Annotated in this window: 23 protein-coding genes; 6 read left to right on the top strand and 17 right to left on the bottom strand. The window is 42.5% G+C overall.

Going from position 1 to position 21,006, the window contains the following annotated elements; translation table 11 throughout:
* Nucleotides 1-277 precede the first annotated feature (277 nt).
* Nucleotides 278-1,042, bottom strand: coding sequence for a hypothetical protein (locus tag IEX81_RS13805; protein WP_188804359.1), 765 nt, complete (start codon nt 1,040-1,042; stop codon nt 278-280).
* 118 nt (nt 1,043-1,160) lie between these two features.
* Here IEX81_RS13805 and IEX81_RS13800 point away from each other — a divergent pair, with 118 nt between their 5' ends.
* Nucleotides 1,161-1,370, top strand: a complete 210-nt coding sequence (locus IEX81_RS13800; RefSeq protein ID WP_188804357.1) for a helix-turn-helix transcriptional regulator — start codon at nt 1,161-1,163, stop codon at nt 1,368-1,370.
* Nucleotides 1,371-1,429: 59 nt separating this feature from the next.
* On the opposite strand, the gene IEX81_RS13795 is transcribed toward IEX81_RS13800, so the two are convergent.
* The 6 genes from IEX81_RS13795 to IEX81_RS13770 form a co-directional block, all read right to left on the bottom strand.
* Nucleotides 1,430-2,584: an MFS transporter gene (locus tag IEX81_RS13795; RefSeq protein ID WP_188804355.1), complete on the bottom strand. Its 1,155-nt coding sequence runs from the start codon at nt 2,582-2,584 to the stop codon at nt 1,430-1,432.
* A gap of 71 nt (nt 2,585-2,655) precedes the next feature.
* Nucleotides 2,656-3,162, bottom strand: coding sequence for an RrF2 family transcriptional regulator (locus IEX81_RS13790; protein WP_188804353.1), 507 nt, complete (start codon nt 3,160-3,162; stop codon nt 2,656-2,658).
* A 134-nt stretch (nt 3,163-3,296) separates the two neighbouring features.
* Complete coding sequence (locus tag IEX81_RS13785; RefSeq protein WP_188804351.1) at nt 3,297-3,635, bottom strand: carboxymuconolactone decarboxylase family protein; 339 nt, start codon at nt 3,633-3,635, stop codon at nt 3,297-3,299.
* Between the two features lie 282 nt (nt 3,636-3,917).
* Nucleotides 3,918-5,036 (bottom strand): aspartate-semialdehyde dehydrogenase, encoded by a 1,119-nt coding sequence (gene asd / locus IEX81_RS13780; RefSeq protein WP_188804349.1) that lies wholly within the window; start codon nt 5,034-5,036, stop codon nt 3,918-3,920.
* A 769-nt stretch (nt 5,037-5,805) separates the two neighbouring features.
* A complete protein-coding gene (locus tag IEX81_RS16905) occupies nt 5,806-6,015 on the bottom strand; it encodes a YbaK/EbsC family protein (protein WP_188804346.1) in 210 nt (69 codons plus the stop codon).
* The gene (locus IEX81_RS13770) at nt 5,984-6,445 is read right to left on the bottom strand and encodes a YbaK/EbsC family protein (RefSeq protein WP_188804344.1); all 462 of its coding nucleotides are present in this window, start codon (nt 6,443-6,445) and stop codon (nt 5,984-5,986) included. Before IEX81_RS13770 ends, IEX81_RS16905 begins: the two co-directional genes overlap by 32 nt.
* Nucleotides 6,446-6,546: 101 nt before the next feature.
* Between IEX81_RS13770 and IEX81_RS13765 the strand changes: the two genes are divergently transcribed.
* Entirely contained in the window at nt 6,547-7,374 is an 828-nt protein-coding gene (locus IEX81_RS13765) for a TrmB family transcriptional regulator (protein ID WP_188804342.1), read from the top strand.
* Between the two features lie 197 nt (nt 7,375-7,571).
* On the opposite strand, the gene IEX81_RS13760 is transcribed toward IEX81_RS13765, so the two are convergent.
* On the bottom strand, nt 7,572-8,015 hold the full coding sequence (locus tag IEX81_RS13760) for a GNAT family N-acetyltransferase (protein ID WP_188804340.1): 444 nt from the start codon (nt 8,013-8,015) through the stop codon (nt 7,572-7,574).
* A gap of 92 nt (nt 8,016-8,107) precedes the next feature.
* On the bottom strand, nt 8,108-8,407 hold the full coding sequence (locus tag IEX81_RS13755; protein WP_188804338.1) for an ArsR/SmtB family transcription factor: 300 nt from the start codon (nt 8,405-8,407) through the stop codon (nt 8,108-8,110).
* Between the two features lie 100 nt (nt 8,408-8,507).
* Between IEX81_RS13755 and IEX81_RS13750 the strand changes: the two genes are divergently transcribed.
* Nucleotides 8,508-8,858, top strand: a complete 351-nt coding sequence (locus tag IEX81_RS13750) for a nuclear transport factor 2 family protein (RefSeq protein ID WP_188804336.1) — start codon at nt 8,508-8,510, stop codon at nt 8,856-8,858.
* Between the two features lie 310 nt (nt 8,859-9,168).
* Nucleotides 9,169-9,390 (top strand): MerR family transcriptional regulator, encoded by a 222-nt coding sequence (locus IEX81_RS16900; protein WP_188804314.1) that lies wholly within the window; start codon nt 9,169-9,171, stop codon nt 9,388-9,390.
* On the opposite strand, the gene IEX81_RS13740 is transcribed toward IEX81_RS16900, so the two are convergent.
* Both IEX81_RS13740 and IEX81_RS13735 read right to left on the bottom strand, forming a co-directional pair.
* A complete protein-coding gene (locus IEX81_RS13740) occupies nt 9,387-10,055 on the bottom strand; it encodes a response regulator transcription factor (RefSeq protein ID WP_188804312.1) in 669 nt (222 codons plus the stop codon). The genes IEX81_RS16900 and IEX81_RS13740 overlap by 4 nt on opposite strands.
* Nucleotides 10,056-10,068: 13 nt before the next feature.
* Complete coding sequence (locus tag IEX81_RS13735) at nt 10,069-11,172, bottom strand: sensor histidine kinase (protein ID WP_188804310.1); 1,104 nt, start codon at nt 11,170-11,172, stop codon at nt 10,069-10,071.
* A gap of 110 nt (nt 11,173-11,282) precedes the next feature.
* Here IEX81_RS13735 and IEX81_RS13730 point away from each other — a divergent pair, with 110 nt between their 5' ends.
* Nucleotides 11,283-12,497, top strand: coding sequence for a nitroreductase family protein (locus IEX81_RS13730; protein ID WP_188804308.1), 1,215 nt, complete (start codon nt 11,283-11,285; stop codon nt 12,495-12,497).
* Here the strand turns inward: IEX81_RS13730 and IEX81_RS13725 are convergent.
* The 3 genes from IEX81_RS13725 to hisC form a co-directional block, all read right to left on the bottom strand.
* A complete protein-coding gene (locus tag IEX81_RS13725; protein ID WP_229727622.1) occupies nt 12,471-13,277 on the bottom strand; it encodes a hypothetical protein in 807 nt (268 codons plus the stop codon). The two genes, IEX81_RS13730 and IEX81_RS13725, sit on opposite strands and share 27 nt — an antisense overlap.
* Before the next feature lie 33 nt (nt 13,278-13,310).
* The gene (locus tag IEX81_RS13720; protein ID WP_188804304.1) at nt 13,311-13,787 is read right to left on the bottom strand and encodes an ASCH domain-containing protein; all 477 of its coding nucleotides are present in this window, start codon (nt 13,785-13,787) and stop codon (nt 13,311-13,313) included.
* Nucleotides 13,788-13,921: 134 nt separating this feature from the next.
* Nucleotides 13,922-14,983 (bottom strand): histidinol-phosphate transaminase, encoded by a 1,062-nt coding sequence (gene hisC / locus IEX81_RS13715; protein WP_188804302.1) that lies wholly within the window; start codon nt 14,981-14,983, stop codon nt 13,922-13,924.
* A 430-nt stretch (nt 14,984-15,413) separates the two neighbouring features.
* Here hisC and IEX81_RS13710 point away from each other — a divergent pair, with 430 nt between their 5' ends.
* The gene (locus IEX81_RS13710; RefSeq protein WP_188804300.1) at nt 15,414-19,094 is read left to right on the top strand and encodes a dynamin family protein; all 3,681 of its coding nucleotides are present in this window, start codon (nt 15,414-15,416) and stop codon (nt 19,092-19,094) included.
* Between the two features lie 202 nt (nt 19,095-19,296).
* Here the strand turns inward: IEX81_RS13710 and IEX81_RS13705 are convergent, their stop codons facing one another.
* From IEX81_RS13705 to IEX81_RS13695, 3 genes are all read right to left on the bottom strand, one after another.
* Complete coding sequence (locus tag IEX81_RS13705; RefSeq protein ID WP_188804298.1) at nt 19,297-19,764, bottom strand: 2-thiouracil desulfurase family protein; 468 nt, start codon at nt 19,762-19,764, stop codon at nt 19,297-19,299.
* Between the two features lie 125 nt (nt 19,765-19,889).
* A complete protein-coding gene (locus IEX81_RS16895; RefSeq protein WP_444544688.1) occupies nt 19,890-20,090 on the bottom strand; it encodes a WCX domain-containing protein in 201 nt (66 codons plus the stop codon).
* Between the two features lie 35 nt (nt 20,091-20,125).
* Nucleotides 20,126-20,989 (bottom strand): helix-turn-helix transcriptional regulator, encoded by an 864-nt coding sequence (locus IEX81_RS13695; RefSeq protein ID WP_188804296.1) that lies wholly within the window; start codon nt 20,987-20,989, stop codon nt 20,126-20,128.
* Between the last annotated feature and the right edge of the window lie 17 nt (nt 20,990-21,006).

Raw genomic sequence — 21,006 nt, 5'->3', positions numbered from 1 at the left:
GGGTAAGCCTTCTTGAGAAATTCATTTATTCTTTATTCTACACTTAAAGCCTTCAATAGAAAAAGATGCAACTAATATACCTCCAACAAAACCTAAGACCATTGAAATTCCCGAATCGAGATGATATAACTTGTGCGACAAATATCCTAATATGGGTAGAATAATACCAATAACCAAATATAATAGTCTTTTCATAAGCAACCAGCCCCCCAAAAATAACATTTGCTTGCCCCCATTTGAAAATTCCAGCAATTATTAATTATAACCACTGATATTTTTAGATTACTTTATCGCTATTGGCCGATTCAACCGTTTTTTCGGACCGCCACCGTTTTAGAAATGGGCAGAAGAGGAGCACTGTAAATGTGATACCGGCAACTGTGTTAAAAGCGGCGCTGAAGGCATGCTCAGTGTTTTTGTTCGTTTGATCCTGTACCCAGTCAATAAGATGCAAAAGCTCACGACGCTGTTGACTAAGTTTTGTATTTAATGAATTCACAGCGAGTTGTTTCATCGCTGTTTTCTGTTGAATGAATGCCTGTGCAGCTTCCTGTTCCTTGGCATTCAGCTGTGTAAGCAGGGTGGAGCGCTTCGGGGAATCGGGCAGGCGCTGCAGCGCTTGTCGCTGGAGCTTGAACGTTTGATCGATCGCCGCCCATTTCAGAGCGGCCTGCCGGTTAATTTCCCGATTTAATTGTACCAGCCCTTCGTCACGTGCCGAAGTGATTTTCCTATTCATTTCGCTGCGCAACAATGAAGTGTTCGAAGATACCGATCCGGCCGTTGAAGCGTTCGTTTTAATGGTCCCGATTTTCGATTTTATGGCGCCTTTTATTGACGGCAAGAGGACGGTGTCATAATCGACTTTTTTCATGGTATCATGTTTCAGCTGGTCAAGTGATCCTTGTATGCTGCCGGTGAGAACGGCAACAATTAGAGCGACGCCGACAATGCTGCCAAGCGTACGTGCCATATTTGCGAGACCGGAGGCCATGCCGATATTACCACCGGGCACACCTCCGATAATTAAATTCATAATCACTTCAGTTTGATGCCCGAATTTTATTTCGTCATGGCTTTGGTCACCTATTTTGGATTTTTCATATATAACAATATAAAAATGAGCGCAAAAAATAAAAATCACTGAATGGAGCAGCAACTTGGAAAACAATATTTATAAATATAGAGTCCTCTTAAAAATGTCTCAGGAGGAACTGGCGAAAAAGTGCCACGTGTCCCGGCAGACCATCAATGCTATAGAAAACAATAAGTACAATCCGTCACTGAAATTGGCCTTTAATTTAAGTGATGTCCTGAACACATCCGTAGATGATTTGTTTATAAGAGAAAATGTGAATCGCTCAGATTAGCTAAAAAAACTTCAAATGTCATTAATTAGCCAATTCCTATGCGGATTCTACTTTGGCACTTATATCTTTTTCAAACTTAGAGTAGATAATGCCGACCCGAAAAAAGCAATTCCAGCACATACTAACGGTAAAATTCTAAAGTCCCACTCTGACATCACCCAGCCGCCCATAATCGATCCAAGAGCAATTCCGATATATAAGGCACTATTGTTCCAGGCCATAAACGTACCTCGTTGATCGGGATAATTTTGTACCAGTCGTGTTTGATGGGCCGGGAAAAAAGCATAACCAAGGAAAGCAAATAGAACTAAGGCCGAAAATAATAAGTATGTAAACGATAGAGAGATAGAAATAAAAATAAGCGACAGCCCAATGCAGATTAAGCTGACGGTGTCTACCTTTTTCGCCCCGAATTTATCAGCTAAGGTTCCGCCATTTATACCGCCCAGTACAGCACCGATTCCATAAACAGCGATTGCTGCTTCTATTTTTGCAGAAGGATAAGCAAATGACTGTAAACCTGTCCCCAGGTATGTGTACAGTCCATAGACAGCAACTCCCCAGAGCACCGTCGAACGTGTTGCAGCCAGCAAAGTAGCTAGATTTGCATACGATGTCTTTTTCTTTGCTTGTTTTGCAGTAAGTTTTTTTGTAATCTTTGACCAAGCGATTAAATTAAGAAAAGCCGTCATCATACTTATTACAGATAAAATAATGAATACGGTTTTCCATCCGTAAGAAGTTCCTATAAATAGCCCAATCGGGGCACCAGCCCATAACGCGGTTAGCAGCCCAGACCCGACAATTGAAAGCCATGCTCCACGTCGATTCTCTGTTGCCTCATCCCCAGTAATTGCATAAGTGGAGGGGGTGACCGCTGCAGCCGATAAACCGGCTAGCATACGGCTGATAACCAGCCATAAGAAAGAAGGAGATAGACCGGTAAGAATATTAGAGATCGCAAAACAAACCAGACCTGCGAAGATAAGCTTTTTACGTATTACGCGATCTGATAAGGTCCCCAGTACTGGAGCTCCAATAACATACGCCATTGAAAATACTGTAACCAGCCATCCGGCTTGTACAGAAGATATGTGAAAATTTTTAGCGATTAGCGGCAATAATGGTGACACGACAAATAAATCTGTCCCGATGACAAATAAAGTCATCCAACCGATAAAAAGCTTAAATCTGCTTTTCCAAACTGTCTTCATGATCGTTCTCCTTTCACTGTATTAAAGCAGATATTATAGATTGCAATTATCTTTAATTAAAGGCAAAAAAATTAATGATCAGATAATGCATTCTTAAACCAATCTCTTTTTGCCCGTTGTTGAACTTCCGACATTTTATCGTTAAGCATTTCATATAGCCATAGAAGTGACTTGCTTTGCAGGAAATCCTGCATTTTCTGTTCCGCTTCCGACATGACACATTTTATAATACATGAGTTTTGCGTTACCCAATCCGGAACTGCCTCCCCCTGATATAAAATGCATCGTTGCCGAATTTCTTTGCATTGAAAGAAGTCTATATCCCCTTCTATAGCTCTAACAACTTCCCAAAAATTAATCATCTCCGGCTTTCGTGAGAGTTCGTACCCCCCTTTAACACCAGGAGTAGAGCTGACTATCCCTGCTTTTTTTAATTTGGTAAAAATCTTGGAAAGATAGGTTTCAGAAACGCCCTGATATTTTGCCAGATCTTTAATACCAATAGACTTTCCAAACGGAACATCCACAAGATATACGAGGCAATGAAGAGCGTATTCAACTCCTATACTGAAGTTCAAATAAGTTTTCCCCCCTCTTCAATCGCAGATAAACGTTATCTATAATTCATCGTATCTCATTTTCCAAAATCATTCAACTTTTGGGGCCAGCCTCAAAAAGTCATTAAAAACTCTATGATTAAACCACTCATTCTCTATTTCTCTTTTATCAATTCTTCAATCATTTTCAACGCAAATCTCGCATTTGGATAAGTAATAGAACCTCCGCCAATAACACCGATTTTTATTGCTTCCATGATTTCATCTAAAGTGGCTTCTGCATTCATGGAAGTTTCCAGATGATAAAGAATACACTCATTACAACGAGTAACCACCGAAATGGCTAAGCCCATTAACTCTTTGTTCTTTTTGCTTATTGCTCCTTCAGAGTAAGCTTTTTCATCTAAAGCACTAAATTCTTTAAAAAAAGAATCAGCTTCGATTAATTTATTGTTGTAGGCTTGCCGTTGTTTTTTTAACTGTTCTGCTGTCATTAATATCTCTCCTCATAACGATTTATCGGGTTATGTCGCGATCGGACATTTTGCCCTTCACCTGTTATCCATCAAATTCAGTCGAAAATGATCAGCTTAATTTTGTTACCCCTTTTTTGTGATAAGTTTATCTCAACTGTCAGACTTGCTTGCCACCAGGAATGCAAACAGTTTGGTGCCGCACTGCCTGAGAATAACATTCTGATTAGAAATCAGACAGACCAAAAAAGGAAGGTAATATAACCTTCCTTTTTGAACAACTTTTATTGATCAGGCCTGTGTTTAGAGACTTGCCGACAGTCCGGCTTTCTTTATTTCCCTGGAAACAAGATATCCTTCGGTTTTAAGCAATTCTGCCGTGAGCAATCCCCCACCGGCCGCCCCTCTTAAGGTGTTATGGGAAAGGCAAACGAATTTATAGTCAAATATCGTGTCTTCTCTCAGTCTGCCGATCGTGATCCCCATGCCCTTTTCATAATCTCTGTCAAGATTTGTCTGAGGCCGGTCATCTTCGGTCATGTATTTCAAGAACTGCTTGGGTGCACTAGGCAGTCCCAGTTCTTGCGGTTTTCCACTATATGAAGCCCACCGTTCAAGGATCTGTTCCTTCGATGGTTTGTATTTAAAAGTGACAAATACCGTAGCCAGATGGCCATCTGAAACCGGGACCCGGATACATTGAGTGCTAATATTGGGAGAAGACGCATTCACAATGCCGTCGCCTTGAATTTCTCCCCATATTTTCAGAGGCTCCTTTTCGCTTTTCTCTTCTTCACCGCTGATAAAAGGAATGACATTATCGCTCATTTCCGGCCAGTCTCTGAACGTTTTTCCGGCACCTGAAATGGCTTGATAGGTGCTTACAACCACATTTTCAGGCTCAAACTCTTTCAATGCGTGCAATGGCGGGACATAACTCTGGATTGAGCAGTTTGGTTTTACGGCTATAAAACCATATTTCGTGCCCAGACGTTTTTTCTGACTTTCAATGATTTTTAAATGATCACTGTTGATTTCCGGAATAACCATAGGGACATCCGGACTCATCCGATGAGCAGAGTTATTCGAGATAACAGGAACTTCCGCTTTCGCATAATTTTCTTCCAGTTCCTTTATTTCAGCCTTTGGCATATCGACTGCACAAAACACAAAATCTACTTCATTGCTGATTTCATGTACTTCATGTACATTTTTCACCTGAATATCTTTCACTGAATCCGGAATGGGAACATTAAGTTTCCATCGATTCTTAACCGCTTCTTCATAAGTCTTGCCGGCCGACCTCGGACTTGCCGCTATGGCTGCCACTTCAAAAAAAGGATGGTTTTCGAGCAGGGTGATAAATCTCTGTCCGACAAATCCCGTTCCCCCAAGAATTCCAACCTTAAGTTTGTCATTCACATTTCTCACCCTCTTTATGAAAGTAAAAACATTATACTACAGATCTAACTGAAAAGCAGGAACTTTTCAGACTTTCCGTCCAACTACATGTGTCCGCTTTGCTGATCGACTGACTAAAATAAGAAAATGGGGTAGAGCGAATCCAAGGATTTTCTGTTGTTCTTATTATAAAATAGACAAAAAGATTATAAAAGGTGATTATTTTAATCAAATCAATCAGAATATCTGATAGGAAAGTAATTTCCCGATATATAAGCAAAAATTTATGTTCTTTTAAAATAGCTTTGTTCTATAATATCACCTCTTATATTCAAAGACTTCCTTGTTATAATCCGCTTAGGCAATAGATGAAGCATAGAGCGGACAGCGACACCCTTCCGCCGAAATTGAGCGGTCAGTGCCAACTTAAAAGCTCGAACAATGTTCTGATTATTCGCACTTATCGATTCCTGATCTTTTACTGTTGATTCTTTGAGCGTTACTGATGATTCTCTATCATTTACTGATGATTCTCAAACAGTTACTGTCGATTCTCTGCTCTTTACTGTCGATTGTCCGACCGCGAACTCCTATGAACACACAGAAGCCGGCTTTTTCAGTCCATTTTTTCACAATAAAGTGTGGAAATGGCTTCGATTAGCGCTGAATAAAGAAAAATCCGCCCGTTTTTCACAATCCAAATGAGATCTAACAGGAGTTGGCAGTACAGCGCCGGCCAGAAAACCTCTGAAAGTTAATGCTAATGTCTGAACGACATTTAATGTCATATTTATTTTTCCTTTTTTTGATTCTGAGATTGATCGGCGGCAGTGATCTCTTCAATTATCGGGTGCAACAATTCAAAGTACTCTTCGCCATTTAACATGATGGATCGGTCCAGCCTTCCAGCGTTGAAGAAGACTTCCGTATTTTCTTTCAGATGAGAATCAACGATGACCTGTAATGCCTCATGAAAGGAAAACGGCGGGACACTGCCCATTTGACAATTCGTCAGCTGCTGCGCTTTTATCAGCAGAAGCCAGATGTACGGATTTCGCGTTAAATAGTCTTTTGATTTTATCAAAGTCCAGTTTTCGGTCTCCCGGAATGACGGCAAGAACATAGAACCTGTTAGAGTTCGTTAACTTAATCTGTACGACCATGGCTTTGGCTGCCTGTGACAAACGATTTCCCCGAAGCTTGCTGACGTTAGCAGTTTTTCCTTCAGGTGAATGAAAAATTTCTTTATACGAAATCCCTTTTGACTGCAGCAGCTTTTTAATTTTTTCATAAACCAAATTAACTGCATTTTCCTGCATGGTATTTATCCCTCCAATATTTTGTGTTACTATTTCAGTAGTAACTACACTATTGAAAGAATAACACCGTTTTAAAAATGGTTCAATGAAACAAGGTAAGTTTCTATCCAAAGGGAAATTTTTTTCTACTCCTTCAGTGATTGCTCTCGCAATTTACCATGCGCGTTTGTTAACATGATTTAGGATACCTTAATGTTTGGAGGAATCGATCAATGAATTTATTGGAAACATTGCAACTCGTCGGTTTGACTCAATATGAATCCAAAGCATTTATCGCACTTGTCAGTGCCGGTTCCAATACCCCTTTTCAAATCAGCAAAATTTCGGGTATCCCCAGAGCGAGAGTTTATGATACTTTGGATACTCTTGTTGATAAGGGATTAGCGATGAGAGAGGCCATGAATGATGGAACAAAAATTTATCGCTCGATTCCCATAGAAGTTTTCTTAGAGCGGCAAAAACAAAAATGGAGTATCTCTTATAAAACCATGGAAACAGAATTAAAATCTTTAGAGACCCAAAGCGCTAAGCCGGAGAACTATGTCTCTACAGTCAGGGGATCCGGCAGTATCCTTTCCTACTGCAAAACGTTGATTAGCCAAGCAGAACAACAAATATTACTTTCTATCTGGAATCCTATGTATCATCAGTTGCTTCCCATTCTAGAAGAAAAGGCAAAAAGCGACTGCCGTATTCGAGGAATTGCGTTTGAAATCGATGATCCAATATCGGGCCTCATTGTTCACAGGAAAAATGACTATATGTCGAGCCTTGCATCAAATAAGTGGTTTATTCTTTCCGCCGACAGCAAGAAGCTTTTATATGGTCACGCCGCCGAAAAAGATGAAAATGCGTTTTACACGGATGATTCGGTTCATATTTTTCTGCTTGAAGATTATATCTGGCACGATGTTCTGGTCAATCGGCTTGTGGAAAAAGGGGAACAAAACCAGCTGGACCATTGGATCCTGCCGGAGATGGAGAAGTTCTTTGGGAAAAAAATGATTCCGGAGTCGTTTTGGAAAAGGCACACGGAATAAGGAAAGCAGCCGAATGTAAAGCTGTTTCCCGGGGACGGGTCTAAAGCTTCACCGTATGGGAATCTTTATGTGACCCAACGTGTTAAAAAGCTTGAAAACGAGGGTGTTATCTCGGAAATACATCGACCATTGAAAGCTTGGCTTTAATATTGAATGGATGATGAAGTTGCGTTGTGACCTAAAATACGTGCTATAGGTCACAATATGATCTTTTTCATGACCATCCTATTCTCGTTGACAGAATAGCCTTTTTCACTATAGAATTTGCTTGCAAATCCTTTCTTTTCAGTAATTAAAAATAATGAGTTAACCTTTCGTTTTCGTAATTCCTGTTCTAAGAAGCTAAGTAATTTCGAGCCATAGCCATTACCTTGTATTTTATTATTCACACAAAACTCGGCTAAATAAAAGGTGAAGCCTTGAAAATTAACCTTACTGTAGCCGGCAATAAACCCGATTATTTCGTAATCATCCTTTATGGTGAACCCTAAAAAACGTGGTGTGTGCATGACGTCTGACAGTCTTTGATGTCCCGCATCATACGTCCATTCTTCATTCCACGGCTCGCTTTTAAAAACACTAATATATAACCGGGTGCATTCTTCTAAATCCTCAATTGTCATCGGCAAGATAGCAGCCATAATCCTTCCCCCTTCATTCCATGGATTCCTTGATTAAAGCATTCATGTGCTGTGTCTGCTTAACGTAACAATGAACGAGCTGAGTCAATTAACTACTGTGCTTTGACAACGCTCTCTAAGAATCCTGGAAAACGTTGGTTCATTTCCTCTTGGCGAAGAGTCATATAGCTATGACGGCCGTCACGTCTTATATAAATAAGTCCGCACTCTCTTAACGTACGGTAGTGATGAGACAAATTACTCTTTTTTCCTAAATCCTCAAATCTGGCACAGCTTTGTTCTCCTGATTCATAAAGCCGCTTAACAATCGCTAAGCGTGTAGGATCACTAAGGGCATATAAAACTTGTTCAACTTTAATGTCGTTTAGGTCGGGGTGAAAGAACTCACGCATCGCATTTTCTCCTGTATCACTTGATATTTGCATTCTACACAATTCAGTCCTATAATTCAATTGTTTAATAATTAATAAACTATTTAAAGGATGGTTCATGATGAATGCTATTGATACCTACTTCAAATTATCGGATACTGCCGGAAGTAACCGTGATGATTTCAACAACTTAATTGCTCTATTTGATCCTAATGGAACTATTGAACCAGCAAATGGTCCTTCATTTACTGGACGGCAAGAGATCACTAATTTCTTTCATCGGTTCTTTGAAAAAAATATCAAGCTAAGGCATGTCTGGATTACAAAGGAGCAAGAAGGCAGCTATAAGACGACGTGGGCAGTTGCCGGATTAAGAAAAGATGGTCATGTGGTTAGCTTAGAAGGAACTGATTACGCCAAACTAAACAAAGACGGTCTTATTTCTCATTTGAAAGTCGTCATTAATGGATAATTAGAATAAGTAATTAGTTTAGTCGAATGATGCGCACTCAGCAAGACAAGTCTTTACTGAGACCGAAACAGGTCATCGGTAAGGAACATTTGAGTTAGATAATTTTTAATAATAACCGAATTGAGTGTTAAGTGACCAACTTAATTGCATTTCTTAACCGAGCAATGATGCTTCATACCGTTCAGGGGAAACAACTTTATTTGTGTTGATCAAAGGCACATTAATACTGCTCAATTTAAATTTTATTTAGCTTTTATCTATTGACTTAGAGCGCGCTCTAAGTCGTATTGTATAAGAGAGGTGAAATTCCGTGAGAATAGCTGCCCTATCCAAAAGACTAAACATCAGCAGTTATACTTTACGCTACTACGAGAAAATAGGCATTATACAGAATATCAAAAGGGACGGAAATGGCCAGCGAGAATTTACTGAAAATGACGTAAAATGGCTGGAATTTGTTGTTAGACTGAAAAGAATGCAAATGCCTAAGGTAAAGCGTATGAACCCCTTCGATCTTTCTTCCGGTCTTTAAAGTCCTTTCTCCTTTATGAACCGAAATGCTTCGGATCTGTTTTTCACGCCGATTTTGCTGTATAAATTAGAGACATAATTTTTTACCGTTCCTTCACTTAAAAACAAAGCTCTTGCAATGTCGGCGTTGGACAGGCCTTGACCAATCCTCTTTAATATTTCCAGCTCTCTTGGTGTTAAGACCTCATTTCCAATCATGATCGAGGTGGGCACAGAGCCTGAAAATCTGCCTATTTTTGCGTGAAATTGAATCTCCGGCGCGTATTTTCTCCATTCATGACTCCACTTTTCCGGGTAAAAAGTATCCGCGTCTACTTCACGTATGGCGTCCATTAATTGTTTAGGAGGGATGTCTTTTAGAAAACAGACCGTGGCACCTGCCTTGATACTGTCGATGATCCATTCGTCGTGATCAAATATAGTCAGGATAATCACTTTCGTCTGCGGTGATAGACACTTAATGTGACGGGTCGCTGTCACACCGTCGCATTCCGGCATCCGGAGATCCATTAAAACAATATTCGTAGGACACTTTTTTGATGCGTTTACGGCCTGGATTCCGGTCTCGGCTGTCCAGATCACATCGAAATCTTGCTGTAGATTGAGAACAACCGACAGGCTTTCACGAATTAGAGCCTGATCTTCTGCAATGCCGATTCGTATCATAGACTCCCTCCTGTCAGTGAAAAATGATCAACTGAATCTGAGTGCCCTTCTTACTTCCGCTGTCTATACTGATTTTCCCTCCCACAGTTTCGGCAAATTCCGTAAGCGATTTCAGGCCGATTCCTTGGGTGATAGGATTGCTTTTTGTGAGTCGAAATCCCGAGCCATTATCTTTGATTGACATGGTAAATTCTTGATCCTTATCAAGAATAGAAACTGAAATTTTCGTAGCGCGCCCATGCCTGATCGCGTTCGAGATCGATTCGAGAATGGTACGGGCCACCAACTCGCCGGCTTCATGTGGATGACGAAATTTACTCCAGTTGATTCCATTATAATTACATTCAATGCTGAGATTCGCTATTTTTTTTAATCGTTTGACTGACGATAAAGCAAATGCAAACCATTGTTCCGGTGTGTGTGTCCCATCATTCCCGTTCCTGACGATTTTCCTCATTTCTTGCAAACCTTGTTCAGCGGCCTGCCTCGCCTGCCGGATACAGTCCATTTTGCCCGCACCATCCACAGCCTCCGCCGCATCCATCATCCGGATAACAGACACCCAGTATTGTCCCATTGTATCATGCAGCCGGCGACTGAGCCGAACACGCTCATGATCGCGCACTCTCTGCTCTTTCTCAAAGTCGGAGAGGGCCATCAACTGCCTGGATCTGGCCCGTTCATTCATTAAACTGCCTATAACTGAACTATAAGCGACAACAAAAACAAACGTGCTGAGTGGCACAATAATTTCCGTCCCGGGCATCCAAATCCAGCTGGCAGTTGCTACGAGACAGGCGTAAAGAAAAACGAATCCTCTGTCCGTCAGCCGAAGATGGATAGAGGCTCTCGCAAGTGGTGAGAGGAACGCAAACAGTAATATGCCATTATGTATCGTTGCCGTCCAACAGCTGATCAGGAAACATTCCAGCAAAATGCCGTAGCGCATCTTCCTACGTTCTTCGTTCGGCTTTTTCCAGGCATCCCATGTTCCCCAACTGATTGCAGCGAAAGAAACGAACCAGCCAAACCAGTGAAAATCATGTGAATGATAGTAAGCGAGCCCAAACAAAAATAAATAGCCGACAAAGCGTAATGCGATAAACAGTGCATTCATGCCGCCACCTCATCATGTGACCTTATCATGACTATAGTTAATAGAAAAATGACTTCATTCCATTATAAATTAAATTCAGCAAAAAAAGTATTATGGAAGGGATTTTGGACATGAAAAAAGATGTTGAAGATGAGCTGGCACCGGAAATCTTGCAGAGGAAAAGCGTCACCTATTGGAGTGAGAGGAAATGTTCAGATAAAGAATGGGGCCTGCTCATTGAAGCGGCGCGCTCAGCGCCATCGTCCTGGAATCATCAGCCTGCACGGTATATTCTCATTAAAGACGAGAAAAATATCCGAGCGCTCGCTCAATGTCTTCATCGCGCAAACCAATGGGTTTTGCCCGCTGCCGGATTAATCGTTCAGACAGCGAATCCGGAAGATGATGATCGCAAGGACGGCAAAGACTATTATTTGTACGATTGCGGCCTCGCGATGATGAGCCTTGTCTATCAGGCACAACTCATGGGGCTGTCATGCAGGCAGATGATCGGGTGGGATGAACGGCAGGTGAAACAGCAATTGGCCATACCGGAACCTTATCGAGTGGTAGTCATCACCGCGGTCGGTTTCCCTGCTAAGTCCTTTACCCGATCAACCGTCCAAAATCTGAAACGAACGCTGACACAACAAAACAGAAGATACAAGGCAACTCAAATTTTCTTTTGGGAAAAATGGGATGAAAAAATCAGCCATGAATCGAATAACGAATATGCCCCTCCTTTCCTATTACCACCCGATATGAGAAAAAAGGTTCAGAATGTCCGACTGTATGCAGATATCGCAGGTTTACTCGTCATCTACACGTTTGGTCAATGGTTTCCGGTATCCGTTCACGAGATCCTATCCATTTACACAATTTTAGCCTGGGTGACGATTTTAACGATTGATCCTTCAAGACTTCCCGATGCCGCGGCAACAAGAAAAAACCAAAAGGAAGCATGGATTTATTTTACCAAATACAGTTTTTTATATGGCATTGTTTTCGGGACCGTCTGGTACTTAGGCAATTCCCCGATCCTTTGGGTACCGACTATCGGAAACGCAGTCCAGTCAATCATTCTAGCCTGCATGACCGAACTTTTTTATCGAAATATCTTACAAGTCAAGCTGAGACAATTTGGTCTCCCAGTCTATTGGTCTGTCGCGATACAAAGCCTTTGTTTCTCCATACCCTTTTTTATATCCGGCCATTCGCTCGTGACTGCATTAGGTGCGCTCATTATCGGACATATTAATGGACACATCGTATACAAAACACGGAGTATATATCCCAATTTTATCGTAACCAGCATGTGGTTATTTTTCCATCCGCTTTACAGGTAAAAGTAGGTAAAAGTGGCGGGTCCTTCCCGTTCGGATTCTATCTTGTAAGTAGTTATATATTCTGAGGAGCGGCGATATTTTTCGATGAACAGCGATATAGTTTCGCGGGCGGCGATATTTTCCGATGAACAGCGATATATTCTCGTGGGCGGCGATATTTTTCGCTGAACAGCGATATATTCTCGTGGGCGGCGATATTTTTCGCTGAACAGCGATATAGTTTCGTGGGCGGCGATATTTTTCGATGAACAGCGATATATTCTCACGAGCGGCGATATTTTTCGATGAACAGCGATATATTCTCGTGGGCGGCGATATTTTTCGATGAACAGCGATATAGTTTCGTGGGCGGCGATATTTTTCGCTGAACAGCGATATATTCTCGTGGGCGGCGATATTTTTCGATGAACAGCGATATAGTTTCGTGGGCGGCGATATTTTTCGATGAACAGCGATATAGTTTCGCGGGCGGCGATATTTCCCGCTGAACAGCGATATAGTTTCGCGGGCGGCGATATTTCCCGCTGAGCGGCGATATAGTTTCGCGGGCGGCGATATTTTCCGCTGAACAGCGATATAGTTTCGCGGGCGGCGATATTTCCCGCTGAACAGCGATATAGTTTCGCGGGCGGCGATATTTCCCGCTGAGCGGCGATATAGTTTCGCGGGCGGCGATATTTTCCGCTGAGCAGCGATATATTCTCGTGAATAGCGATATTTTCCGCTGAGCGGCGATATAGTTTTGCGAAAGCCGATATAACCTTTATAGGCCGGCACCATTTATACTAACCGTATCGTCACTCGAACATTTTATCATTTCGTCTGTTCGCAGTTTTCGCGTTTATAAACAACTCGAAAATTCTCACAAACTACTGGGATTTTATCGGTAAATTCTTGATTGACTCTTTCCAATTCTTTTTTGAAGAAGGCTTTATGAACCTCGCGCCAATACTTTAAAGTACGGTCTCCTTCACCTTCGCGATGGGCATGCTCTTCGGTCACTTCATCAAAAGGAACAACTTCTACATTTGTTGTTTTGACAATAGCCACAGCCTTTTCTTCTCCATCCAAAATGATGTTGTAAAGGCCGGCGAACGGCAAGGGATCATTCTCTAATTGGTATAATGTGTAATTTGAGGCCGTCGCTGTCTTTGTCCCATTCAAAACCAATCCGGCAAGGTGATTAGCCGTTTCCTTAGAATAACCAAACGCCCAGGCTTCACAACTCTCCGGTATATCCGGATTAATTTTTCGGTAGTCTTCCCACAGCTGAGCTGCTGAACTATTCATCTTTTTGACCTGCTTTCGATTTTAGGCGCACAATCCGAATAGATCCATCCGTGTTAAGAGAAAAATTCAAATTGCCCTTCCATTTTTTAAACTTAACGTTTTGATCTCTAAACGCGCTCAACATTGATAGAAACTTAAGCTTTTACAAGATCCTTCATCGCTACAATGAATGCGTTCATTTCTTCATCGGAACCTATGCTGACGCGTAAATAATTCGAGATCCGTGGCTGATGAAAATAGCGCACGAGGATTCCTTTATCTCTCAGTTGATGGAATATAGACTCCGCATCATATTGGGGATGGGTGATGAAGATAAAGTTGGCTTCAGAAGGAATAATCGTGAAACCGATTTTGGCCAGACTGTTCACGGTGTTCTCCCTGGTACGGATCACACGCTCCGCCATTTGCCTGTAATACTCATCATCTTCTATGGCCGCTTTGGCTCCTGCCAAAGCCAGGCAGTCAATCGTATAGGAATTAATCGAATTTTTCAGCCGATTGAGGCCTTGAATCAGTTCAGGATCGCCAAAGGCAAAACCGACGCGTATGCCGGCAAGGGCGCCAAACTTGGAAAGCGTCTGAACGACCAATAAATTGGGATATTCTTTGGTCAGAGGAATGACGGATTCTCCGCCAAAATTAACGTAAGCTTCATCAATGATTACCACGCGGTCAGGATCCGCTTCTAATATTTTTTGGATCGATTCAATAGAAATCCCTTGTCCGGTCGGAGCATTCGGATTCGGAATAACCACCCCGCCGCTTGATTCACAGAACGCCTTGACGGGCAGTTTAAACTCCTCGTCCAGCGGAATCACGTTGGGCTGCAGCGAACAAAGATTGGCATACACTTTATAAAAGCTGTAGGTAATATCGGCGAACATAACCGGACGATCAGGCGAGAAGAAGGTCATAAAACTAAAAGCGAGCACTTCATCCGATCCATTGCCGATAAAAATATTTTCACTCGATAATCCAAAACGTGCCGCCAGCGCTGCTCTTAAATCATCCGAGTTGGGATCCGGATACAGACGCAACCGGTCATTGACCGCCTCTTTTATCGCCGCCAATACTTTTGGGGACGGGGGATACGGATTTTCATTTGTATTCAATTTTATATAACGTTTATCCTTGGGCTGCTCGCCCGGAACGTAGGGTTCCAGTCTATGTATCCGTTCATTCCAATATTTACTCATAACGCACCTCGCTCATGGCTGTTTGCTCTCGGATTTTATCAGATAAGTAGTGTTAATGCTTGCAAAAAGATCGAACCTTATTCGTCTCATTTCAAAAATCCACCGTTTAATCGTAACATTTCAAGGGAAAAAAATCATTAACCTTAATCGGAATGATAATAGCAATGATTCTTCAAAGGTTCCGGTCTTTGTTTCACTACTTCAGTTATGATTCATTTTGGGTGTGAGCTTATCCAAACAAGACCATAATCGTTATTTGTTGAAATGAATGTATTGATTTTATAAAATAAAACGTAAAAGACGCATTTTTTACATGATCCGTGTTTCGTAAATTGACTAATTTAGAAAGCGCTCTAATTTATGCACCGTAATCCGCACAAATAAAAGGGATTCGACAACTGTTTTTATAAGGAATAGGATGGTGATCATCTTGGCAGAGCTGAAAACGGAAAATGCTGCCCACTGGATGATAAAGGCGGCACTGCTGTATCAATCGTTCAAAAAATGCGGCGATACTCAAAACGCAGACAAGTTGCTGGACCGGTATAAAAAATCAGTGATTGATCAACATATAGCTCTGGCCTTTTGCGGCCATTTTTCGGCAGGAAAATCCAGTCTGTTAAACAAAATTCTGCAAAATCAGCTTTTGCCATCCAGTCCGATCCCGACAAGCGGCAACCTGGTCCGGATCAGATCAGGTGTGCCATCCGTCCGGTTTGAAACCTATGCCGGCGAAACCGTTTTGCTGCCCGAACACTATCCAACGGAAAAGCTTCACGACCTGTTAAGAGATTCGGATTCTATTAAAAGCGTTGACATAACAGTTGATGAGGCCTTCCCACAGGGCGTTGAATGGCTGGACACACCGGGGGTCGATTCTACTGATGAACGGCACCGAATGGCAACGCATGAGGCGCTCCATCTTGTTGATGCCGTTTTTTATGTGACCGATTATAATCACGTTCTGTCAGAGACTAACTTCAACTTTATGAAAACATTAGACCGGCTTGGCAAACGTTTTTATCTTATCGTGAATCAGATCGACAAACATAACAAAAAGGAAGGAACATTGGCTTCTTTTAAGAATTCTATTGAAAACGCTTTAAATAATTGGTCTCTCCATCCTGAAAAAGTATTTTTCCTGTCACTTATCAAGGAAGATCTGCCGGGAAACGATTTAAACACCTTTCTGGAGTTTTTAAATGAGATAATGAAAAACGGAATAAAGGCTTTCTCTGAACAGGATACGATGCTGCGGGAATTGCGAACATTAACGAAACAACACCGGCTTTTTCTCGATACTCAATTTGACCAATTATTAAAACAAAAACATATTGACACCGTTCCTGATGAAGGCACTGTGCAAAAATTAATAGCTGATATAGAAGTTCTGCAATCTGAGGCCGCGCGCCTCGCTGAACAAGAACGGTCGTGGCTTACTCAGGCAGAAGAAATTCTTTCAAGAACGATTCACTCGGCCATTTTGATGCCGTTTGATGTACGCGAGGCCGCCCAATTTTATCTTGCCTCCCTCGATAGTCAATTCAAAATGGGCTTATTTGCCACTCGGAAGAAAATTGAAAAGGAGCGCGAGCAACGTCTGAACCTTTTCCTTGAAAACTATCAGAAACAGGAACAGACATTAGAATGGGCGGTCAAGGATACGCTGATCTGGATTTGCAGGGAGACGGATGTGATCAGCGAACCGGATATCGGTTCCTTTTCCGGACTGTCCAAGGACGATCTGCAGGAATTCATTGCCGTCCCGCTCACGGGCGGCGTGGAAACAAATAGCGCTTATCTCATCCATTTTGCGGATAAAGTTTCCGATCTGACAAAACAAAAAATGAGGAAAAAAGCGATGGCTGTCCTCCGTGGTCTGGAGACTCTGATACGCGAGCGCAGTGAAGAGAAAGCCGCCTCCCTAAAACAGCTGATCTCAGAAGAAGAAGAAAAACTTCACACGCTGCAAGCGATCTTGTTAAAAAAAGGCGAATGGCAATCCGCTCACGGCCGGCTGGATGCCATCCTAGCCGATGAACAGGCATCTGCCGATAAATCTGAAGCAATTCAATGTTTTGCAAAAGAGATTGAGGAAAAAGAAGACCATCATCGAGTACTGACCCTTGAGGATTATCTGCAAAAATATGGTACGCCGAAAAACGGCAGGCAAAGGGAGGAACGTGAAGACGATATCCACAATGAATGGGACACCCGGCAGGAAGGATCTTCAGAAGTCGGCTGGTATCAGCAACTGACACAGGCTGCAGCCATTTTGCGGCCAATCGGCGGTTTTCAAGATGCTGCAGATGATTTAGTCCGATCTGCAGCGCGTTTGAAACAGAAAACATTCACCATCGCTTTATTCGGAGCTTTCAGTGCCGGAAAATCGTCGTTTGCCAATGCACTGCTCGGCGAAGCTATTTTGCCGGTCTCACCCAATCCGACCACCGCCGTGATCAATCATATAAAAAAATCAACGGCCGATCATCCGAACGGCTCGGCTGTTGTGCGGATAAAGAGTGAGCAGGCATTGCTTGATGAAATCAATCAATCACTGGATCATTTTAACAGCCGGATCGATCATTTAACCGATTTGAAAACGCTTCTTTCTAACTTAGAAGCTGGACACCCGCATAACACACTGCTTTTTACTATGGCAGAGGCAATCGACCACTTCAGAAAAGAATGGGGCGGCGCCTATGAGATGACGCTTTCAGAATCCGGCCAAATGGTGGCTAATGAAAAAATCGCCTGTCTGATCGAAAGTGTCACGATGTACTATGACTGTCCATTTACGAGACAAGGCAATGTTCTTGTTGATACGCCCGGAGCAAGCTCCATACACGCCCGTCACACAGAGGTTGCCTTCCATTACATCAAAAATGCTGATGCCATCCTCTTTCTCACCTACTTTAATCATGCTTTTTCGCGTTCGGACAGGGAATTTCTGATTCAGCTCGGTCGAGTGAAAGGAACTTTTTCATTGGATAAAATGTTTTTTGTCATCAACGCCGTCGACCTTGCCCGTACCGATCAAGAAAAGAAAGAGGTGATCGCCTATGTGAAAGGACAGCTGCAAAAATTCGGCATCCGGTTTCCGAAGCTATACGGCGTATCGAGCAAGCTGGCCTTGCAGGAACAGGGAAGCAATGATCGACAGGCAAACGCGGCATCAGGAATGATGGCATTTCTGGATGATTGGAATGCTTTTGCCGATCAAAAGCTGATGATGGAAGTCGCACAATCCGGATTGAAGGTCATCCGGCAATCGGCCGAACAGATCACTCATTGGCTGAATGACTTGCAACTGGAAGGCACGAAAAAAGAGCAGCGAATGAATGAACTGATGCGAATGAAGAATGCTGTCGGCCAATCATTAGAACAAATGCCCATCAAACAGAGAACACCGGAGATCAATCAACATATTGACGAATGGTTCTTTTACATTAAAAAGCGTCTCATCCAAAGATATATCGATGAATTCCCACAGTTTTTCGAACCAATCCGTTCGAATAAAGCCTTTCTCTCTGAGGGATTGAAAAATTGCATTGACTTTCTGTCTTTTGACCTCGACCAGGAATGCCGTGCCGCCTTTTTACGAATCGAAGCATTGTTGAAAAAAGAATGGTCAGGGATTTACGAAAAATGTGAGCGAATAAGTGCTGAGTTGATCGGAAGCGCAGGAATCGCCGCACGGGATCCGGAATTCAGCGAGCCGATTCTTTCAGCACACCTGAAAGACATCGACATCGCCTCGCTCACCTCTGTTTTTAAATTTTATAAAAATCCAAAACAGTTTTTCGAAAGAGACGGCCAGAAGCTGATGAGAGATAAGCTTCAGGAACTTCTGGATCCGCATATCACGATCATCACTGAAAAATACGGGGACTGCTGCAAATCTCATTATCTTCCGCTGTTTTACAAAGAAGCGATCAGGCTGACTGGACTGTTTAAGAAACAAGCTGATCAGGCTGCCGATAACCATATCCAAATACTTCATGAGGATCAAAAGCCGATAATCAGCTCTCTTAACCACGCTCGTAAAAATTTAATGGATTTAATCGGTGAACAGGGAAAAGCGTCAAGAATTCGGGGAGGGGAAGATTGATACCGCTGTGGGCAAAAAGACAAGGGATGACAACGCGCTACTGACGCTGACCGAACGCAAAAACGCATACACCCCTTCCACGAAGATCGGCAGGAAGGATTCGGACTCTACGGATAATGGAGTAAGAAGTTGAAACGCCGATACGGCAGCCATTTTGGCCAGATCTTCAAGTCCATAGTACGCCACTTGGACTTTGATTTGGCTAAATGAGCTTATTGAGCCCTTCAGCCAGTCTTTCTTCCGAGATCACTTTAATTCCGTTTCTTCCGAGCAATGCAGCGGTAACGCCATTCCCTTTAATTTTCTTTCCTTTAAATTCTCCGTTATAAATCCAGGTACTTCCGCATGAAGGGCTGTATTCTTTGAGTACGACTGCCGTTGCATGAAGTTCTTTCACCTTCTTTAATGTCAGATATGCCCCCTTTACATACCCTTCTGTTACATCTTCCCCAGATTTAGTGACTACTCTGGCCGTTCCATCAAGGACGTCCATACCATCACCGCCGATCATTTCAGCGGGTTCTCTTGGCGTTGAAAAGCCTCCAAGTAATTCCGGACATACCGAGATAGCTTTTCCTTCATCAATCAACTGTCTGATTCTAGTGTCCAAGCAATGCGATTCATTGTACCTTACCGCTAGTCCCGCCAAGCAGGAACTCACAACGATCATTACGCCGCCTCACTTTCTAAATTCTCGAAAAGCACATTTTATGGTTTAAAACGCCCATGCATGAAGATTTGAGGTAAATTAACTATTAACTTATTATATTCAGTTGATTTAAATAAATCGAATGTTTATTTATATAGTCTATACAACTTTTTAATATGTTCAGAGATTTTTACTCGAAGTTCAGCGGGCTGAATGACTTCTGCCTGAGATCCGAAACCTAAAATCTTGCAAAGCGCTTCTTCCATTGTTTCAAATTGAATTCGGGCAAGGACCTTTGCTTTCTTGCCGGTACCCGTTAACTGGATTTGTGGGCCATAATCGACGATTAGACTTGGAACAATAGCAGGATCTATAAGGAGAATTACCTGAAAAACCGGACGGCTGCTTTCAAACTCCCGGCACCATGACGCCCAGATCGGGCAAGGACCTTTGCTTTCTTGCCGGCACCCGTTAACTGGATTTGTGGGCCATAATCGACGATTAGACTTGGAACAATAGCGGGATCTATAAGGAGAATTACCTGAAAAACCGGACGGCTGCTTTCAAACTCCCGGCACCATGACACCCAGAAATGTGCCAATTCAAAATCCCGCGGGAAAAGAAAGGTTTCTTTCTTAACTTCTACGTTCCGGATCCTGGAGACACGGTAGACTCTCAGGATGCCTGAGTGCTTCGCCACCAAATACCAGCAATCAGTCTTAGCAACAAGCCCTAATGGCTCCACTCTCCTAGAAATAAATTCACCGTTTCCCTTTAGGTAATCAATGTGAATCAATTGATTGGACTGTATCGCTTCGTAAATAATAGTAAGGCAGGGCACAGAGTCGTGTCTGCTGAACCATTGAACGGGATCAAGATACAGCCGCTTACTGAATTGAACAGCTTGCTGCCGATTTGCCTTTGGAAGGTAACTGATTAACTTATTGGAGATCTGATTAAATCCTAATCCTAAATCAGTCAGCGGTCCTGGAAAACGGTTAATCAACAGTTCTTTGACTTCCGAAGTTTTCAGGTTTGAAAGGTCTATACGGAAATCCTCTTTTAAAACGAAACCACCCTGTGAACCGCGAACGGCATAGATCGGAAAACCGGAAAAGCTTAAGGCGTCGATATCCCTGAAGATGGTACGTTCAGAAACCTCCAGCTGGTTGGCCAGCGTCCGTGCAGAAGTTCTCCCTTCTGCTTTCAAAATCAGAAGAATCGATAAGAGTCTGTCTGCCCGCAAGTGCGTTCATCTCGGTT

This window comes from Sporolactobacillus putidus, assembly GCF_014647035.1.
Lineage (GTDB): Bacteria > Bacillota > Bacilli > Bacillales > Sporolactobacillaceae > Sporolactobacillus > Sporolactobacillus putidus.
This window is presented reverse-complemented; position numbering and strand designations above follow the sequence as displayed.

Excerpts from the sequence above, each read along its gene's own strand:
- IEX81_RS13720 (WP_188804304.1), bottom strand. The coding sequence starts at position 13,787 with ATGAATAGTTCAGCAGCTCAGCTGTGGGAAGACTACCGAAAAATTAAT.
- IEX81_RS13755 (WP_188804338.1), bottom strand. The coding sequence starts at position 8,407 with ATGCGTGAGTTCTTTCACCCCGACCTAAACGACATTAAAGTTGAACAA.
- IEX81_RS13765 (WP_188804342.1), top strand. The coding sequence starts at position 6,547 with ATGAATTTATTGGAAACATTGCAACTCGTCGGTTTGACTCAATATGAA.
- IEX81_RS13760 (WP_188804340.1), bottom strand. The coding sequence starts at position 8,015 with ATGGCTGCTATCTTGCCGATGACAATTGAGGATTTAGAAGAATGCACC.
- IEX81_RS13705 (WP_188804298.1), bottom strand. The coding sequence starts at position 19,764 with ATGATCGTTGTGAGTTCCTGCTTGGCGGGACTAGCGGTAAGGTACAAT.
- IEX81_RS13730 (WP_188804308.1), top strand. The coding sequence starts at position 11,283 with ATGAAAAAAGATGTTGAAGATGAGCTGGCACCGGAAATCTTGCAGAGG.
- IEX81_RS13725 (WP_229727622.1), bottom strand. The coding sequence starts at position 13,277 with ATGGTGCCGGCCTATAAAGGTTATATCGGCTTTCGCAAAACTATATCG.
- IEX81_RS16905 (WP_188804346.1), bottom strand. The coding sequence starts at position 6,015 with ATGGGCAGTGTCCCGCCGTTTTCCTTTCATGAGGCATTACAGGTCATC.
- IEX81_RS13795 (WP_188804355.1), bottom strand. The coding sequence starts at position 2,584 with ATGAAGACAGTTTGGAAAAGCAGATTTAAGCTTTTTATCGGTTGGATG.
- IEX81_RS13740 (WP_188804312.1), bottom strand. The coding sequence starts at position 10,055 with ATGATACGAATCGGCATTGCAGAAGATCAGGCTCTAATTCGTGAAAGC.
- hisC (WP_188804302.1), bottom strand. The coding sequence starts at position 14,983 with ATGAGTAAATATTGGAATGAACGGATACATAGACTGGAACCCTACGTT.
- IEX81_RS13785 (WP_188804351.1), bottom strand. The coding sequence starts at position 3,635 with ATGACAGCAGAACAGTTAAAAAAACAACGGCAAGCCTACAACAATAAA.
- IEX81_RS13750 (WP_188804336.1), top strand. The coding sequence starts at position 8,508 with ATGAATGCTATTGATACCTACTTCAAATTATCGGATACTGCCGGAAGT.
- IEX81_RS13735 (WP_188804310.1), bottom strand. The coding sequence starts at position 11,172 with ATGAATGCACTGTTTATCGCATTACGCTTTGTCGGCTATTTATTTTTG.